The organism is Geminicoccus harenae (assembly GCF_019800005.1).
Lineage (GTDB): Bacteria > Pseudomonadota > Alphaproteobacteria > Geminicoccales > Geminicoccaceae > Geminicoccus > Geminicoccus harenae.
This window is the reverse complement of the sequence record NZ_JABGCL010000009.1, coordinates 115,329-132,227: the sequence shown is the minus strand read 5'-3', so window position 1 is coordinate 132,227 and position 16,899 is coordinate 115,329. Positions and strand designations below refer to the sequence as shown.

16 protein-coding genes and 1 pseudogene are annotated in these 16,899 nt (G+C 68.4%); 11 read left to right on the top strand and 6 right to left on the bottom strand.

Annotation, left to right across the window (positions count from 1 at the left end; all coding sequences use genetic code 11):
* Window positions 1–118 precede the first annotated feature (118 nt).
* The 9 genes from HLA95_RS10665 (at window position 119) to grxD (ending at window position 8,934) form a co-directional block, all read left to right on the top strand.
* Window positions 119–1,651, top strand: coding sequence for an acyl--CoA ligase (locus HLA95_RS10665; RefSeq protein WP_191059078.1), 1,533 nt, complete (start codon window positions 119–121; stop codon window positions 1,649–1,651).
* Window positions 1,651–2,634 carry a 2-dehydropantoate 2-reductase gene (locus HLA95_RS10660; RefSeq protein WP_191059079.1) on the top strand — a complete coding sequence of 328 codons (984 nt, stop codon included), beginning with the start codon at window positions 1,651–1,653 and terminating at the stop codon, window positions 2,632–2,634. The genes HLA95_RS10665 and HLA95_RS10660 overlap by 1 nt, the downstream gene beginning before the upstream one ends.
* 130 nt (window positions 2,635–2,764) lie before the next feature.
* The gene (purC, locus tag HLA95_RS10655; RefSeq protein ID WP_159716507.1) at window positions 2,765–3,529 is read left to right on the top strand and encodes a phosphoribosylaminoimidazolesuccinocarboxamide synthase; all 765 of its coding nucleotides are present in this window, start codon (window positions 2,765–2,767) and stop codon (window positions 3,527–3,529) included.
* A 63-nt stretch (window positions 3,530–3,592) separates the two neighbouring features.
* On the top strand, window positions 3,593–5,131 hold the full coding sequence (locus tag HLA95_RS10650; protein ID WP_191059080.1) for a calcium-binding protein: 1,539 nt from the start codon (window positions 3,593–3,595) through the stop codon (window positions 5,129–5,131).
* An 82-nt stretch (window positions 5,132–5,213) separates the two neighbouring features.
* Window positions 5,214–5,459 (top strand): phosphoribosylformylglycinamidine synthase subunit PurS, encoded by a 246-nt coding sequence (purS, locus tag HLA95_RS10645; protein ID WP_191059081.1) that lies wholly within the window; start codon window positions 5,214–5,216, stop codon window positions 5,457–5,459.
* Window positions 5,460–5,466: 7 nt separating this feature from the next.
* A complete protein-coding gene (gene purQ / locus HLA95_RS10640) occupies window positions 5,467–6,135 on the top strand; it encodes a phosphoribosylformylglycinamidine synthase subunit PurQ (protein WP_191059082.1) in 669 nt (222 codons plus the stop codon).
* Window positions 6,132–8,333, top strand: a complete 2,202-nt coding sequence (gene purL / locus HLA95_RS10635) for a phosphoribosylformylglycinamidine synthase subunit PurL (RefSeq protein WP_255591786.1) — start codon at window positions 6,132–6,134, stop codon at window positions 8,331–8,333. The genes purQ and purL overlap by 4 nt, the downstream gene beginning before the upstream one ends.
* Window positions 8,334–8,346: 13 nt before the next feature.
* Window positions 8,347–8,583: a BolA family protein gene (locus HLA95_RS10630; RefSeq protein ID WP_159716501.1), complete on the top strand. Its 237-nt coding sequence runs from the start codon at window positions 8,347–8,349 to the stop codon at window positions 8,581–8,583.
* 21 nt (window positions 8,584–8,604) lie between these two features.
* Window positions 8,605–8,934, top strand: a complete 330-nt coding sequence (gene grxD / locus HLA95_RS10625; RefSeq protein ID WP_191059195.1) for a Grx4 family monothiol glutaredoxin — start codon at window positions 8,605–8,607, stop codon at window positions 8,932–8,934.
* Between the two features lie 65 nt (window positions 8,935–8,999).
* Here the strand turns inward: grxD and HLA95_RS10620 are convergent, their stop codons facing one another.
* Entirely contained in the window at window positions 9,000–9,773 is a 774-nt protein-coding gene (locus HLA95_RS10620; protein ID WP_191059196.1) for a DUF3108 domain-containing protein, read from the bottom strand.
* A gap of 53 nt (window positions 9,774–9,826) precedes the next feature.
* Here HLA95_RS10620 and HLA95_RS10615 point away from each other — a divergent pair, with 53 nt between their 5' ends.
* Entirely contained in the window at window positions 9,827–11,077 is a 1,251-nt protein-coding gene (locus tag HLA95_RS10615) for an alginate lyase family protein (RefSeq protein ID WP_191059197.1), read from the top strand.
* The gene (locus HLA95_RS10610) at window positions 11,074–11,781 is read left to right on the top strand and encodes a glutathione S-transferase family protein (protein WP_191059198.1); all 708 of its coding nucleotides are present in this window, start codon (window positions 11,074–11,076) and stop codon (window positions 11,779–11,781) included. The genes HLA95_RS10615 and HLA95_RS10610 overlap by 4 nt, the downstream gene beginning before the upstream one ends.
* An 82-nt stretch (window positions 11,782–11,863) precedes the next feature.
* Here the strand turns inward: HLA95_RS10610 and rpsD are convergent, their stop codons facing one another.
* From rpsD to cysS, 5 genes and pseudogenes are all read right to left on the bottom strand, one after another.
* Window positions 11,864–12,478 carry a 30S ribosomal protein S4 gene (gene rpsD, locus HLA95_RS10605; RefSeq protein WP_191059199.1) on the bottom strand — a complete coding sequence of 205 codons (615 nt, stop codon included), beginning with the start codon at window positions 12,476–12,478 and terminating at the stop codon, window positions 11,864–11,866.
* Window positions 12,479–12,569: 91 nt separating this feature from the next.
* Window positions 12,570–13,382 carry an RNA methyltransferase gene (locus HLA95_RS10600; RefSeq protein ID WP_191059200.1) on the bottom strand — a complete coding sequence of 271 codons (813 nt, stop codon included), beginning with the start codon at window positions 13,380–13,382 and terminating at the stop codon, window positions 12,570–12,572.
* Complete coding sequence (gene cimA, locus HLA95_RS10595; RefSeq protein WP_191059201.1) at window positions 13,379–14,989, bottom strand: citramalate synthase; 1,611 nt, start codon at window positions 14,987–14,989, stop codon at window positions 13,379–13,381. The genes HLA95_RS10600 and cimA overlap by 4 nt, the downstream gene beginning before the upstream one ends.
* Window positions 14,976–15,293, bottom strand: coding sequence for a CysS/YqeB C-terminal domain-containing protein (locus HLA95_RS29890; protein ID WP_440588846.1), 318 nt, complete (start codon window positions 15,291–15,293; stop codon window positions 14,976–14,978). Before HLA95_RS29890 ends, cimA begins: the two co-directional genes overlap by 14 nt.
* Window positions 15,294–15,452: 159 nt before the next feature.
* Window positions 15,453–16,793: pseudogene (cysS, locus tag HLA95_RS10590) on the bottom strand (cysteine--tRNA ligase); the annotation flags it as partial.
* Between the last annotated feature and the right edge of the window lie 106 nt (window positions 16,794–16,899).

The window sequence follows — 16,899 nt, the reverse complement described above, 5'->3', positions numbered from 1 at the left end:
ACCACCTCTGTGGCCGCTGGGACATCTGGTGCCGGCAGCCCCGATCGGCTTGCGGCGATACCGGCCGCGTGCGACCAGGATCGATGCGGCGGGAACCGGGCCGGGAGGCAGGCAGGCAATGACGACGACCATGACGGCACTGCTCCAGGCGGCCAGCCCGCAGGCACCGGCGATCCTGGGACCCGGGCGCCCGGCGCTGGATCATGGCGGGCTCGCCCGGCTGACCGAAGCAACCCGGGCGATGCTGGCCGGGATCGGGATCGGCCCGGGTGACCGGGTCGCGATCGTCCTGCCGAACCGGCCGGCCATGGCCAGCGCCTTCGTGGCGATCGCCCAGTGCGCCACCACCGCCCCGCTGAACCAGGCCTACCGGGCCGAGGAGTTCGACTTCTATCTGGGCGACCTCGGTGCCCAGGCACTGGTGGTCGCCGCCGGGGCGGAGAGCTCCGCCATCGCGGTGGCACAAGCCAGAGGCTGCACGATCCTGCGCCTGCACGAGGATCCGGACGGCCCGGCCGGTGCCTTCCGGCTGGAGGCGGAGGGATCAGCGCAGCCGGCCGTGGCGGCGACCGCACCCGGGCCGGACGACGTGGCCCTGGTGCTCCACACCTCGGGCACCACCTCGCGGCCCAAGATCGTGCCGCTGACCCAGGCGAACCTCGCGGCCTCGGCCCGCCATATCGGTGCCACGCTCCAGCTCGGCGCGGAGGATCGCTGCTTCACGGTCATGCCGCTGTTCCACATCCATGGCCTGATCGCCGGCACGCTCGCCCCGCTGGCGACGGGCGGCTCCCTGACCGCGCCGGAAGGCGGCTTCGACGCGCTGCGCTTCTTCCGCGAGCTGGACGGCAGCGGTGCCACCTGGATGACCGCGGTGCCGACCATGTACCAGGCAATCCTGGCCAGGGCCGGACGCAACCGGGAGGCGCTGGCGCGGGCGGGCCTGCGCCTCCTGCGCTCGTCCTCGGCCTCGCTGCCTGCCCAGGTCATGCTGGAACTGGAGCAGGTGTTCGGCTGCCCGGTGATCGAGAGCTACGGCATGACCGAGGCCGCCCACCAGATGACCAGCAACCCGCTGCCGCCGGCACCGCGCAAGCCGGGCTCGGTCGGGATCGCTGCCGGCCCGGAGGTCAGGGTGTGCACGGCCGCGGGCGACATGCTGCCGCCGGGCGAGGAAGGCGAGGTGGTGATCTCGGGGCCGAACGTGACGCCCGGCTACGAGGCCAACCCGTCCGCCAACGCGGCGGCCTTCTTCGAGCACGACGGGCAGCGCTGGTTCCGGACCGGCGACCAGGGCCGCATGGACGAGGAGGGCTATCTGCGCATCACCGGGCGGCTGAAGGAGATCATCAACCGGGGCGGCGAGAAGGTCAGTCCCTTGGAGGTGGACGAGGTGGTGATGGACCATCCGGCCGTACGCCAGTGCGTCACCTTCGCCATGCCGCACGAGAAGCTCGGCGAGGAGGTGGCGATCGCCGTGGTGCTGCGCGACGGCATGACCGCCAGCGAGCGGGAGATCCGCGACTTCGCGGCAGCCCGGCTGGTGGCCTTCAAGGTGCCGCGCCGCGTCTTGATCCTGAACGAGATCCCCAAAGGTGCTACCGGCAAGCTGCAGCGCATCGGCTTGGCGGCGAAGCTGGGGCTCGGCTGATGCGGGTGTGCGTCTATGGCGCCGGGGCGATCGGCGGCTATCTGGCCGGCAAGCTCGCCCGCTCCGGCGTGGAGGTCGCGGTGGTCGCGCGCGGGCCGCATCTGGCAGCCCTCCAGGTGGACGGCCTGACCGTTCAGGCAGGTGGCGAGGAATTCCAGGTACGGGTGGAGGCGGCCGAGGACCCGCTTTCCATGCGCCCGGCCGATTACGTCGTGGTGGCCCTCAAGGCCCACCAGGTCGCCGGCGCCGTCGACGGCATCCGCCATCTGTGCGGAGACGGTGGTGCGGTGGTGACTGCCGCGAACGGCGTGCCGTGGTGGTACACCTATGGCCTGAAGGGGCCGTTCGAGAACCGGCGGGTCGAGGCGGTCGACCCGGGGGGGCGGATCTGGGCAGGCATCGGCCCGGAGCGGGCGATCGGCTGCGTCGTCTGGCCGGCAGCGGAGATCGTCGGCCCGGGCGTGATCCGGCACATCGCCTCCGAGCGCTTCGACCTGGGCGAGCCTACCGGCGAGCGCAGCGAGCGGGTGCAGCGCCTGTCGCAGGCGATGATCGCGGCCGGGCTGAAGGCGCCGGTCCGCCCGCGGCTGCGCGATGACATCTGGACCAAGCTCTGGGGCAATTGCTGCTTCAATCCGGTGAGTGCCCTCACCGGCGCCACGCTCGGGGACATCACCGCCGACCCGGAGCTGCGCGCCCTGTGCCGGCGGGTGATGACCGAGGCCCGGGGGATCGGCGAGGCGATGGGCGCCCGCTTCCTCATGGAGGTGGAGAAGCGGATCGATGCCGCGGGCGCCACCGGCGCGCACAAGACCTCCATGCTCCAGGACCTGGAGCGCGGCCGCCCGCTCGAGATCGACGCGCTGGTCACCGCCGTGCTGGAACTCGGCCGGATGGCCGGGCTGGACAGCCCGAACCTGGCCTCCGTCCATGCCCTGGTCACCGCCCGTGCCCGCGTGCTCGGCCTCTACGGGCAGGCCTGACGGAGGGCGGACCTACGACGACGTTGTCAGTGCCGGCCCGGACCGCTACAAGCGCGCGCGTTGCCAAGGGGTGCCCGCGGAGTGACGAGACCGCGCGCGCCCTTGTTTCGTTCCCCGTCGGAGAGTGCAGATGAGTCGCCGCCGCCAAGTTTACGAGGGCAAGGCGAAGATCCTCTTCGAGGGACCCGAGCCCGGCACCCTGATCCAGTACTTCAAGGACGACGCCACCGCCTTCAATAACCAGAAGAAGGGCGTCATCACCGGCAAGGGCGTGCTCAACAACCGCATCAGCGAGTACATCATGCTGCGGCTGCACGAGATCAACATCCCGACCCATTTCATGCGCCGCCTGAACATGCGCGAGCAACTGATCCGCGAGGTCGAGATCATCCCACTCGAGGTGGTGATCCGCAACGTGGCGGCCGGCTCGATCGCCACCCGGTTCGGCATCGAGGAGGGGACGCAGCTCACCCGCTCGATCGTCGAGTTCTACTACAAGGACGACAAGCTGGGCGACCCGCTGGTCACCGAGGAGCACATCACCGCGTTCGGCTGGGCGACCTACCAGGAGATCGACGAGATCCTGAACCTGTCGCTGCGGATCAACGACTTCCTGAGCGGCCTCCTGGTCTCGGTCGGCCTGCGCCTGGTCGACTTCAAGCTGGAGTTCGGCCGGCTCTGGGAGGAGGAGGAGTTCCGGATCGTGCTGGCCGACGAGATCAGCCCGGACAACTGCCGCCTCTGGGACGTCAAGACCGGCGAGCGCTACGACAAGGACCGTTTCCGGCGCGACCTCGGCAAGGTCGAGGAAGGCTACCAGGAAGTCGCCCGCCGGCTGGGCATCCTGCCGGAGGCCGGGCCGCGGGACCTGCGCGGTACGGATACCGTCCAGTAGAATTTCTGTTCGTGTGTTTCAACTTCATGCCATGCTCCGGCCCGTCAGGGCCAGGAGGCAGGCATGGCGACATTGACCGGATCCACCAGTGAAGACTCCATCCGGGGAACGCTGGAGGACGATCGCATCGACGGTCTGGCCAGGGAGGACTTCCTCTTGGGCAGAGCCGGAAACGATCGTATCGCGGGCGGATCCGGGGCCGACCATATCGAGGGTGGGCTGGGCCACGACCGGCTGCTGGGCGGGCCGGGCGCGGACGAACTGCTCGGCAACGACGGCAACGACCAGATCTTCGGTGATGCCGGCCGTGACGTGATCGCCGGGGGGGCGGGCGACGACCTGCTGTTCGGCAACACCGACACGGACATCCTGTCCGGCGGCACCGGCAATGACCGGCTGTCCGGCGGGCAGGGCGACGACTTCCTGTTCGGCGGACCGGGGCATGACCTGCTGGAAGGCGGCAGCGGCGCCGACGAGTTCGACTTCGTGATCCAGCGCTACCAGGGCGTCGATCTGCAAAGCGGCCGGGACATCATCCTCGACTTCCAGTCCTTCGACCGGCTGGTCGCGATCTGGAGCGCCGGCGTGATCGAGCCCAGGCAGTCCGCCGACATCGTCCGGCTGAGCTTCGATCTCCTGGATGACAACCAGTCCGGCCGGCTGGGCGACGGCGACCGGGCGGCGACGATCCAGGCCGTGACGGTCGAGGGCCAGACGCGGAACTCGCTGCTGCTCGACCTCGTGGAAGCGCTGAACCTGCCGCACGGCTCCGCGCAGACGATCACCCTGTTCGGCGTGACGGAACTGGCGCCCGAGGCGATCGGCAATTTCGGCTCCCGCACGCCGTTCACGCTGACGGGCACGGATGATCCGGAAGGGTTCGGCGCCGGCGAGGATTCCGTCGTGATCCTGGCGGGCGGCGGCAACGACGAGGTGAGAGGCGGGCCTGGTTCGGATCGAATCGAAGGCGGGGCCGGCGACGATGTCGTGCTGGGCGAGGGGGGTGAGGACCATATCTTCGGTGGCACTGGCCACGACATCCTGGATGGTGGGGCGGGCGAGGACGTCCTGCAGGGCGACAGCGGCAACGACATCCTGAGCGGCGGTGCGGGCGAGGACGTGCTGCGCGGCGACCACCAGGGGCGCGGTGTGGTGGACCCCGCCCTTTCTGGTGACGACCGTCTCGACGGCGGCGACGGCGACGACCGCCTCCTGGCCGGGCCCGGCAACGACCTGCTGATTGGCGGCCAAGGCCGGGACCGGATCACCATCGAGCACGGTTCGAGCAAGTTCTTCCCGCTCGATGAACGTCCCATGCATCTCACGATCGGCGACTTCACGAACGGCGAGGACACCCTGGTCTTCGGGTTCGATGAGGACGTGTTCATCATGTTCCACATGCTCGACACCGACGGCAACCTACAGGTCGACACGTTCGACCGCGGGACGGCATTGGTGACGCGCAGCGTGGACGGCATCGACCAGCAGGGGCTGCTCATCGATCTGGGCTTCATCAGCGGGCTGGTTCCCCTCCAGACGCAGGAGATCTTCCTGGTCGGCATCAACCACCTGGCGAGGAACGACGTGGAGACCTGGCTCTGAAGGAGCCCGGCATGCTTGTCCACAAGCCGGGCTGGGACTAGGGAAGGGCCGCGGCAAAGTTGGCAGCGGCTTACGGAGACAGGTGGTGAAGGTCAGCGTGGAAGTGGGCCTGAAGCAGGGCGTGCTCGACCCGGAGGCGGTCACGATCGAGCGCTCGCTGCTCCATCTGGGCTTCGAGGGGGTGAGCGGGCTGCGCAAGACGCGGGTCTTCACCTTCGACCTGGAAGCTGGCGACCGCGCGGCGGCCGAGGCCTCGGTCAAGGCGATGTGCGAGAAGCTGCTCGCCAACCCGGTGATCGAGAGCTACCGATTCACGGTGGAAGAGTGACCCGCTGATGCGTGCCGCCGTCGTCACCTTCCCAGGCGCCAACCGCGACCGCGACCTGGTGCGCGCCTTCAAGGCTACCGGCTTTGCCGAGGTCCATCTGGTCTGGCACGAGGCCACCGAGCTGCCGCCGGTCGACGTGGTCGGCATCCCGGGCGGCTTCTCCTATGGCGACTATCTGCGCTGCGGTGCGATCGCCGCCCGCTCGCCGGCCATGCGCGCGGTGGCGGACTTTGCCCGCGCCGGCGGCCATGTGCTCGGTGTGTGCAACGGCTTCCAGATCCTGTGCGAGGCCGGGATGCTGCCGGGTGCGCTGGTCCGCAATGTCGGGCTGCGCTTCATCTGCCATCCCTGCGCGCTGAGTGTCGAGCGGGCCGGCACGCCGTTCACCGCCGGGCTCCGCCAGGGCAACCAGCTCCTGGTCAGCACCGCCCATGGTGATGGCAACTACACGGCCGACGAGGCGACGCTCGACCGGCTGGAAGGCGAGGGGCGGGTGGTGTTCCGCTATGTCGACAACCCGAACGGCTCGCTGCGCAACATCGCCGGCATCACCGATGCCAGCGGCCGGGTGCTCGGCATGATGCCTCATCCCGAATGCCACGTGGATCCGCGCACCGGCCATACCGGTGGGCGCGCGATCTTCCAGTCCCTGCTCGAAACGGTCACCCGCGGATGATCACGCCCGACATCGTCAAGTCCCACGGCCTGAGCCCGGACGAGTACCAGCGGATCATCGAGCTGATCGGCCGGGAGCCGAACCTGGTCGAGCTCGGGATCTTCTCGGTGATGTGGTCGGAGCACTGCTCCTACAAGTCGTCGAAGAACCACCTGAGGAAGCTGCCGACCGAGGCACCCTGGGTGGTGTGCGGGCCGGGCGAGAATGCCGGCGTGGTCGACATCGGCGGCGGGCTGGTCGCCATCTTCAAGATGGAGAGCCACAACCACCCCTCCTATATCGAGCCGTTCCAGGGTGCCGCCACCGGGGTGGGCGGCATCATGCGCGACGTGTTCACCATGGGGGCACGGCCGATCGCCAACCTGAACGCGCTGCGCTTCGGCTCGCCGCAGCACCCCAAGACCCGGCGCCTGGTCGATGGCGTGGTGCGCGGCATCGGCGGCTATGGCAACTGCGTGGGCGTGCCGACCGTGGGCGGCGAGACCACCTTCCACCGCGCCTATGACGGCAACATCCTGGTCAACGCCATGTGCGTGGGCGTGGCCAGGGCCGACCGGGTGTTCTATGCGGCCGCCGCCGGCATCGGCAATCCGGTGGTCTATGTCGGCGCCAAGACCGGGCGCGACGGCATCCATGGCGCCACCATGGCGTCCGCCGAGTTCTCGGGCGAGGACAGCGACGAGAAGCGGCCGACCGTGCAGGTGGGCGACCCCTTCCGCGAGAAGCTGCTGATCGAGGCCTGCCTGGAGCTCATGGAAAAGGACGCGATCGTCGCGATCCAGGACATGGGGGCGGCCGGCCTGACCTCGTCCTCGTTCGAGATGGCGTCGAAGGGCGATGCCGGAATCGAGCTGGACCTGGACCGGGTGCCGATGCGCGAGCCCGGCATGACCCCCTACGAGATCATGCTCTCCGAAAGCCAGGAGCGGATGCTCATGGTGCTGAAGGAGGGGCACGAGGCCGAGGCCGAGGCGATCTTCCGCAAGTGGGAGCTGGATTTCGCGGTGATCGGCAAGGTGACCGACACCGGCCGGATGGTGCTCCAGCGCCATGGCGAGGTGGTGGCCGACCTGCCGGTGGCGCCGATCGCCGGCAGCTCGCCGGTCTATGACCGCCCCTATGAGGAGCCGGCCGCACCCATCCCGGTGGCGCTGTCCGAGCCGGCCGTGCCGGTCATGCCGCACGACCAGGCGCTCCTGCGGCTGATCGGCTGCCCGGACCTCGCCTCGAAGCGCTGGATCTGGGAGCAGTACGACCACACGGTCGGCGCGGATACGCTGGTTGGCCCGGGCGGCGACGCCGCGGTGGTGCGGGTGCTGGGCGGCGACCGGGCGCTCGCGGTCTCGTCCGACTGCACGCCCCGCTACTGCCAGGCCCACCCGCGCACCGGCGGGATGCAGGCGGTGGCGGAATGCCGGCGCAACCTGATCGCCACAGGCGCCAGGCCGCTCGCCATCACCAACTGCCTGAACTTCGGCAATCCGGAGCGGCCGGAGGTGATGGGCCAGTTCGTCGGCTGCATCGAGGGCATGGCCGAAGCCTGCCGCGCGCTCGACTTCCCGGTCGTGTCCGGCAACGTGTCGCTCTACAACGAGACCGACGGCAGGGCGATCCAGCCCACGCCCAATATCGGCGGCATCGGCCTGATCGAGGACCTGGACCGGGTGGTGGGCATCGCCCCCACGGAAGGCCAGGTCCTGGTCCTGGTCGGCGAGACCTATGGCTGGATGGGCGCCTCCTTGTGGCTGCGCGAGATCATGGGCCGTGAGGAAGGGGCGCCGCCGCCGGTCGACCTGGCCCACGAGCATCGCAACGGCGCGTTCGTGCTCGAGCAGATCCAGGGCGGCGTCGTGCGGGCCTGCCATGACGTGAGCGATGGCGGCCTCGCGATCGCGGTGGCCGAGATGTGCCTGGCGTCCGGCAAGGGTGCGGACCTGCGTATCCCCCAGGGTCTGGCCGCGGTCGGCTGGCTGTTCGGCGAGGAGCAGGGCCGCTACGTGCTGGCGGTCGAGCCGGCGGCGCTCAAGGACCTCTTGGCGGATGCCGCGCGCGCCGGGGTGATCGCGCGCGAGATCGGCCGGGTCGGGGGCGACGCGTTGCAGGTCAAGGACCTGCCCCCCATATCGGTTGAGGAACTGCGGCGTGCCCATGAGGCCTGGCTCCCGGACTTCATGGGCGGGGACGCCGTCGCTGCCTGACAGAGGAGCTTCGATGCCAGTCGCCAAGGACGATCTCGAGCGCATGCTCAAGGAGAGCTTTCCCGACGCCACCGTTCGGATCGACGACCTGGCCGGTGACGGCGACCATTATCGTGCGGTCATCGTGTCCGAGGCGTTCCGCGGCAAGTCACGCATCCAGCAGCACCAGATGGTCTATGCGGCCCTGGGCGGCCGGATGGGCGGCGAGCTGCATGCCCTGGCCCTGTCCACCTCCGCCCCTGCGTCCTGACGAGCCCGGAGAACGGTCGAGATGAGCGATATCAACCAGACGATCCGCACCCAGGTCACCAGCGACCCGGTGGTGCTCTACATGAAGGGCACCCCGGTCTTCCCGATGTGCGGGTTCTCCGCCGCGGTGGTGCAGATCCTTTCCCAGACCGGTGTGAAGTTCCAGACCTACAACGTGCTGGATGACGCCGAGCTGCGCCAGGGGCTGAAGGAGTTCAGCAACTGGCCGACCTTCCCGCAGCTCTATGTCGACGGCGAGCTGGTCGGCGGCTGCGACATCGTCCGCGAGATGTACCAGTCGGGCGAGCTCGCCCAGCTCTTCGAGGAAAAGGCGGTCGCCAAGGCCTCCTGAGCCGGATCACGCCACCAGGCCGGACAAGAAGGCCGCGCCCCGTTCAGGGCGCGGCCTTTTGCCGTTCAGCTGCAGCTCGTGGCGTTGGAGCAGTCCTTGTCCAGCTCGATCGAGGAGGCGGTGCCGCCGTCCTGGGTGGCGATCAGCAGCGGCACGGCGCGCGGGTCGTTGGTGACCTTGGCCTCGATCCAGCGGCCATCGTCATTCTCCCAGCCTTCCAGCCAGGACGAGCGGCTGGACGAGGCCAGGGGGTTGACCACGAGCCTGGCGCGCGCGGCACCGCCGGCCGGTGCCATGGCACTCGCCTCGATATCGTAGCGGGAGCGCCCGTCGAAGATCGGCACCACCAGGCGCTCCGGCCGGTCGTCCGCCACCATCCAGCGCCGTACCCGCAGGATCCCGGTGAGCGGGTCGACCGTGCCGCCCCACAGGTCCCGCGGAATGTCGACGGTCTGCGGCTCGCCCCGCTTGAGCACCTGCACTTCGGCCGGGTCGCCCGCCTCGTCGTAGCGGATCTCGATGTCGCGGGTGTAGCGGCGGCTGGAGTAATGCGCCCGGTAGTAGCCGGAGCGCAGCAGGCCTGCGCGCTCGCGCGAGGTGGCGCGGATCTCGCCGCCATAGGAGGTGAGCAGCGAGGCCATGCCCCGGCTGGTGATGCCCATGCTGCCGTCGATGGCATCCCCTTGCGGACGGAAGCCCAATGCCACGTCGGCGACATGCATGCCGCCCCAGTTGACGCCCAGGCGGAAATCCTCGACCCCGCTGGTGGCAGCCATGCCGAGCCTGGGCAGCGATATCATGGCAAGCGCCCCGATTAGCAGCCCGCGCCGGTGGATCATCGTCGACAGACCTCCACTCAGTTGCGATAGGGACAAGACCCGCGATCGACCTGATGGCATCGATGAAACTGTCGGACAAGTGGTTCGGGCGCATGGTGGTTCCAAGCCTTGCGCTGCTGGGACTGGTCGGGTGTGACCCCGGCCGCGACGGCCTGTCCTGGCAGCTCGTGGAGCCGAGCCGGCTGACCCGGCCGGGCGTGGTGCTGTTCGACCCGGAAGCACGCCACCAGGAATTGGCCGCCATGACGGAGGCCGATCGCAGCTTCCTGTGCGGCCCGCCCAGCGAGGAGTGGCAGAGCTTCAAGGCGATCACCCGGCCGAAGGCGCCCGGCAGCGACCGCGGCCAGTCGGCCGAGCCGTTCGCCATGGAGGTAATGCGCGCCACGGCCTGGACGGTCGCGACCCACGACCGCGCTTCGGGGCGCGCGGTGGCGCGGGTGATGAACCGCTGGGCCAATGGCCGGGCACTCACCAAGGTGGATGAGACCAGCAACGAGCTCTATGCCGTCAACCGCACCGTGCTGCCGGTGATCGTCTCGTTCGCCGCGCTCAAGTCCGCCCCGGGCATGGACCGCGAGAAGGTCGGGCGGATCGAGCGCTGGCTGTCCGAGCTCATGCGGATGCGCCGGCAGATGGCGCCGGCCCCGGACAAGACCACCGCGCGCAACAACCATCACTACCTGAACGCCAGCGTCGACATGGCCTGGGGCGCGCTGGTCGGCAACCAGGAGGCGTTCGACCTGGGCGTGGACGCCTATATGGACGCCCTGGCCGAGCTCCGGCCGGACGGCTCGCTGCCGCTCGAGACCCGCCGGGGGGCGAGGGCGCTCTGGTACCAGCGCCATGCGATCGCCTCGCTGGTGACGATCGCCGAGCTCGCCGCGGTGCAGGGCGTGGACCTCTACGCCCGCGAGGTGGACGGCCGGAGCCTCCATGACGCGATCGGCTTCCTGGTGGCGGCGATCCATGATCCCGCCCTGGTCGCGCCCTATGCGAAGGAGGACGCCAACTCCCGGACCGATGCCGATTGGCGCGACCAGGACCTGACCTTCCTCCAGACCCGCGGCCATGGCCGGCAGTACATGGCCTGGGTCGAGCCCTATCGGGCGCGCTTCCCGGAGCGGCCGGAGGCACGGGCGCTCACCGAGATCCTGGCGGAATGGGACCCTGACTTCCAGCCGGCGATCGACGACTATTCCGGCGGCAACATGAGCTGCTTCTTCGCCCCCGCACCGTCCGGCCAGGTGGCGGAGGGGCCAAGCGCCCAGGCAGCGCTGACCACGGCAGGAGACGATTCCAGGTGATCCGGTTCTACTTCAACGCCTCACCCAACCCGCTCAAGGTGGCGCTGTTCCTGGAGGAGGCGGGGCTCCCCTACGAGAAGGTGCCGATCGACCCGCGCCGGGGCGAGCAGCATGAGCCGGCATTCCGCCGGATCAACCCGAACGGCAAGGTGCCGGCCATCGTCGACGAGCAGGGGCCCGGCGGCCAGCCCGCCACCGTGTTCGATTCCAACGCGATCCTGCTCTATCTCGCCGAGAAGACCGGGCAGTTCCTGGGCGCGCCCGGAGACCGCCCGCAGCTTCTGTCCTGGCTGATGTTCGTCGCCACGGGTCTCAGCCCGTTCTCCGGCCAGTCGGTGCATTTCCAGAAGTTCGCGCCCGAGCCCGTCGCTTATGCCATCAACCGCTACCGCCGCGAGGTGGAGCGGCACTACCGGGTGCTGGACGGCCAGTTGCAGGGGCGCCCGTTCGTGCTGGGCGACGACTACACGATCGTCGACATGGCAGCATGGGGCTGGCTGGTGCGGGCGGACTTCGCCCTGCCGGCGGAAGATGGCGGTGACCCGCTGGCGCCGTTCCCGGAGCTGCGGCGCTGGTTCCGCGCGATCGACGCCCGCCCGGCGGCCCAACGCGCCCGTGCGATCGGCCAGGGCCATGCGTTCAAGCAGGAGATGGACGAGGCGGCCAGGCGGGCAATGTTCCCGTCCAACTACCCGCCGGGCTGAGCCGGCGAGCGCAGCCCCAGGACAACGAAAAGGCCCACCGGAGGCGCCTCCGGTGGGCCTTTTCGCGAAACTCTTCGACGGATCAGCGCGAGTAGAACTCGATCACTTCCGCGGGCTTCATCTCGACCGGGTAGGGCACGTCCGCAATCAGCGGGGTACGGACGAAGGTGCCCCGCTTGGCCTTGGTGTCGACCTGCACATACTCGGGAATGTCGCGCTCGGCGAGGTTCAGGGCTTCCTCGACGAACGGGAAGTCCTTGGCCTTGGCCGACAGCTCGATCACGTCGCCCGGGCGGACCCGGTAGGAGGGGATGGTGACCCGGCGGCCGTTCACCTGGACATGGCCGTGGTTCACGAACTGGCGGGCGGCGAACGGGGTCGAGACGAACTTCATGCGGTAGACCACCGCATCCAGCCGGCGCTCGAGCAGGCCGATCAGGTTCTCCGCGGTGTCGCCGCGCATCGCCGAAGCGTCCTCGTAAGTGTTACGGAACTGCTTCTCGGTGATGTTGCCGTAGTACTCGCGGATCTTCTGCTTCTGCGCGAGCTGGACGCCGTAGGGCGTCACCTTCTTGCGCTTGGCGCCATGCTGCCCGGGACCGTAGGCGCGACGCGCGAGCGGATCCTTGGCGCGGCCCCACAGGTTCACGCCCAGACGGCGGCAGATCTTGCTCTTCGCGGCGTTACGCTTAGTCATCGACCCTCGATACCCACGGCACGACAAAAACAACGCCGCTCCCGGAGCGAAGCAGCGTGCCGCGGAGCTAATAGCGAAAGCCACGCGGCTGTCAAGCGCCTGCCTCCCGATTTCCCGTCTCCTTGTCCCGCCGGGCCGTGGTCAGCTCCTTCAGGATGCCGCGGAACAGGTGGATCTCGGAGGTGGTGAAGCCGCGCCGCTCCAGCATGGTCTCGATGGTGAGCGCGAAGGTGCGCCGCCGCTCCGGCGTCTTGAAGAAGTCCACCTGGTCCAGCTCGACCATCAGCGCCTCGTGCAGCCGGTGCACGTCGGCCTTGGCGGCCGGCAGGGTCCGGTCGGGGGCAGGGGCGATAGGCTCCTTCGGCCGGCGGCGGTGCCACTCGTAGGAGGTGAGCAGCACGGCCTGGGCCAGGTTCAGGGACGGGAAGTAGGGATTGACCGGGATGGTCAGGATCGCATCGGCCAGAGCGATCTCGTCGTTCTCCAGGCCGGTGCGCTCCGCCCCGAACAGGAAGCCCACCCGGTGCCCCTCGGCGATCGCGGCGTGTGCGGCCTCCGCCACCGTGTCGGCGGGCAGGACCGGCTTGTGGAGGTCGCGGCCGCGTGCGGTGGTGGCGTAGAGCGTGTGGATGTCGTGCAGCGCCGATGGGAGGTCCGGGAAGATCTCCATGCGGTTCAGGACCTCGTTGGCCCCGGACGCCGCCATCAGCGCCTTGGCGTTCGGCCAGCCGAAGCCGGGCGCCACCAGGCGCAGCTCGTAGATGCCGAAATTCAGCATGGCACGCGCGGCGGTGCCGACATTCTCGGCCATCTGCGGGCGGCACAGGATCACCACCGGGGCTTCGCCCAGGGTCTCGATGCCGCCGCGCAGGGTCTTGGACCGGATCAGGTTCTTGTCCCTCACGCGGCCTCGGCGGCCGCAGCCCGCTGCTCGGTCACGAGCTTCCAGATGATCGCGTCACACAGGGCCGCATAGGAAGCGTCGATGATGTTGCCGGACACGCCCACCGTCTGCCAGACCCGCCCGTCCTCGTCGGCGCTCTCGATGATGACGCGGGTGACCGCGGCGGTGCCGGCACTGGGGGTCAGGATGCGCACCTTGTAGTCGACCAGCTGCATGTCTCGCAGGGAGGGGTAGATGTGGCTGAGTGCTTGGCGCAGCGCCTGGTCCAGCGCGTTCACCGGGCCGTTGCCTTCCGCGACCGTGTGGAAGACATGGCCCTCGGCCGCGACCTTGATGCTGGCCTCGGACAGGTCGGCCACGTGGCTGCGCGCGTCGAACCGGCGCTCGTTGATCACCCGGTAGCGCAGCAGCTCGAAATAATTGGGCAGGATGCCCAGCGAGCGGCGTACCAGCACCTCGAAGCTGGCCGCCGCCCCGTCATAGGCCCAGCCTTCCGCCTCGCGTGCCTTGATGGTCTGGAGCAGTTCCTGGACCTGCTCGTCGCTGGGGCTGACCGCCAGGCCCATCTCGGCGAAGCGGGACAGCAGGTTGGAGCGGCCGGCCTGGTCGGAGACCAGCACCTCGCGGCTGTTGCCGACGCTGGCCGGGTCCAGGTGCTCGTAGAAATGCGGGCTCTTGGCGACCGCCGAGGCATGGAGGCCCGCCTTGTGGGCGAAGGCCGAGGCGCCGACATAGGGCGCGTGGCGGTTGGGCGTGCGGTTCAGCCGCTCGTCGAAGGTCCGGCTGATCTGGGTCAGCCGCTTCAGCCCGGCGGGGCTCACCCCGGTCTGGAAGCCCAGCTTCAGCACCAGCGTCGGGATCAGGCTCACCAGGTTGGCGTTGCCGCAGCGCTCCCCTAATCCGTTCAGCGTGCCCTGGACCTGCCGGGCCCCCTCCATCACCGCGGCGATCGTATTGGCGACCGCGTTGCCGGTATCGTCATGGGTGTGGATGCCGAGCCGGTCCGGAGGAACGAAGGCCGCGACCTCGCGCGTGATGCGCGCGACCTCGTGGGGCAGGGTGCCGCCATTGGTGTCGCAGAGCACCACCCAGCGGGCACCTGCGTCCAGCGCCGCCTGCAGCGCTGCCCGGCCGTAGCCGGGGTCCCTCTTCCAGCCGTCGAAGAAATGCTCGGCGTCGAACAGCGCCTCCTTGCCGCGCGCCACCAGGGCGGCAATGGAGTCGGCGATCATCCGCAGATTCTCTTCGGGCGCCACGCCCAGCGCCTGCTCGACCTGCTCCCGCGACGACTTGCCGACCAGCGTCACCGCCTTCGCCTGGCCGCGCAGCAGCGGCGCCAGCACCGGGTCGTTATCGGCCGAGCGGCCGGCCCGTCGCGTCATGCCGAACGCGGTGAAGGTCGCCCGGGCGAGCTGGGGCGGCTTGGCGAAGAACTGATCGTCGGTGGGGTTCGCCCCCGGCCAGCCGCCCTCGACATAGTCGATGCCGAGCTCGTCCAGCAGGCGCGCGATCTTCGCCTTGTCCGCCACGGAGAAGTCGACGCCCTGGGTCTGGGCGCCGTCGCGCAGCGTGGTGTCGTAGAGCCAAAGACGATCAGGAGCGCTCAAGTCTGACACTCCACAAGCGTTTCCAGGCTGGTTCGCCTTTTGTGTCTTCGACCTGCACCCCCATCTGCTTTAGTTCTTCTCTGATATTGTCTGCTTCTGCATAATTCTTCATATTCCGCGCAACCTGCCGAACCCGAACCATAGCGCTGATTTTTGCATTCTCATTTGGGATAAAAAGTTCATTGTGATCTATGATCTGTAGGTTTACGCCACACGACAGAAGCAAATCTGCCGCATGTGTAGCTCTATTTAGATTGTTCTCTTCTAGAACTTGATGAGCAATGCAGTTAATTTGTTGCGCCATTTCATCTAATGATTCGAAATGCTTTATTGAAGCCTCAAGATAAGGTGGGGAACCCACCTCACTACGACGCCATATCAGATCTATTGCACGAGTAATAGCTAGCTGTAGCCTATTCTTGATTGAAGTTCTTTCGCTATCATCAGCCGGTGAGAAGTGTGTTTCAATGATATTATCAAGAATGTGTTCGCGAACTGCCTCTGGATTGTATTCGACCTTCCCCTGCAGACGTTCCTTTGGGTCCATCTGTAGTAGGCCGAGGACTCTCGCAGAGGCGATTAGCCTAGCCCGATCCTCGGGTTCGTTCGTGCGATTCAGCCGACCGAGCAGGTCGTGCAGCACCGCCAGTGCCTTCGGCGTGTTCAGGTCATCGCAGAGCGCCTCGACCAGGGCGGGCTCGGGTTCGTTTGGTAGAATTCGTGTGGCGGTTGATCCCCCGGTCGAGCCTGGGGATGAGGTCAAGGGGGCGTGTGCTTGAGTCGGTTCGGGCAAATCCGATGCCTCGGGTTCGTACGGTGCGCGCGAAAGTGCACCATAGAAGCGATCGAGCGTCGCCTCGGCCCGCTCGATCCCCTCCCAACTGAAATCCAGTGGCGAGCGGTAATGGGTACCGAGCGTCCAGAGGCGGATCGCTTCGCCCGATGCTTTCGCCAGCACGTCGGCCACGGTGGTGAAGTTGCCGAGCGACTTGGCCATCTTCTCGCCGTTCACGGTGACGAAACCGTTGTGCAGCCAGAAGTTCGCCATCCGGCCCAGGCCATGTGCGCAGCGGGTCTGGGCGATCTCGTTCTCGTGGTGCGGGAAGGTCAGGTCGATCCCGCCGCCATGGATGTCGAACGGCACGCCCAGGTGATGCTCGGACATGGCCGAGCACTCGATATGCCAGCCGGGCCGGCCGCGGCCCCAGGGGCTGTCCCAGCCGGGCTGGTCAGCCGCGGACGGCTTCCACAGCACGAAGTCGGCCGGATCCCGCTTGTAGGGCGCCACCTCGACCCGGGCGCCGGCCACCTGCTCGTCGCGGTCGCGCCCGGACAGCCGGCCATACTCGGCGAACGAGGGCACGTGGAACAGCACGTGGCCGTCCTGTGCATAGGCATGGCCGTTTCCGATCAGCGCCTCGATGATCCGGATCATGCCGGCGATGTGCTCGGTGGCGCGCGGCTCGTGATCCGGCGGCAGGCAGCCGAGGGCCGCGGCATCCTCGTGGAACTGCCGGGTCGTGCTCTCGGTCACTTCCGCGATCGGCACGCCGCGCTCCGCGGCGCGGTCCATGATCTTGTCGTCGACATCGGTGATGTTGCGGACATAGGTCACCTCCTTGAAGAGGTGACGCAGCAGCCGGCTCAGCACGTCGAAGACGATCAGCGGCCGGGCATTGCCGATATGGATCCGGTCATAGACGGTCGGTCCGCAGACATAGAGGCCCACCCGGTCCGGACGGATCGGCGCGAACGGCCGCTTGGCGCGGGTCGCGGTGTCGTGGAGGGCGAGGGTCGGGGACAAGGGACCGTTCCTGGCATGGGAGTTCGGGTGGCGTCCTGCCACGGCCGCCCGCCGCGCCGGGCAGTCCCGGCACGGGGGACCCGCTCGTTACCAGGATCGCGCGCCC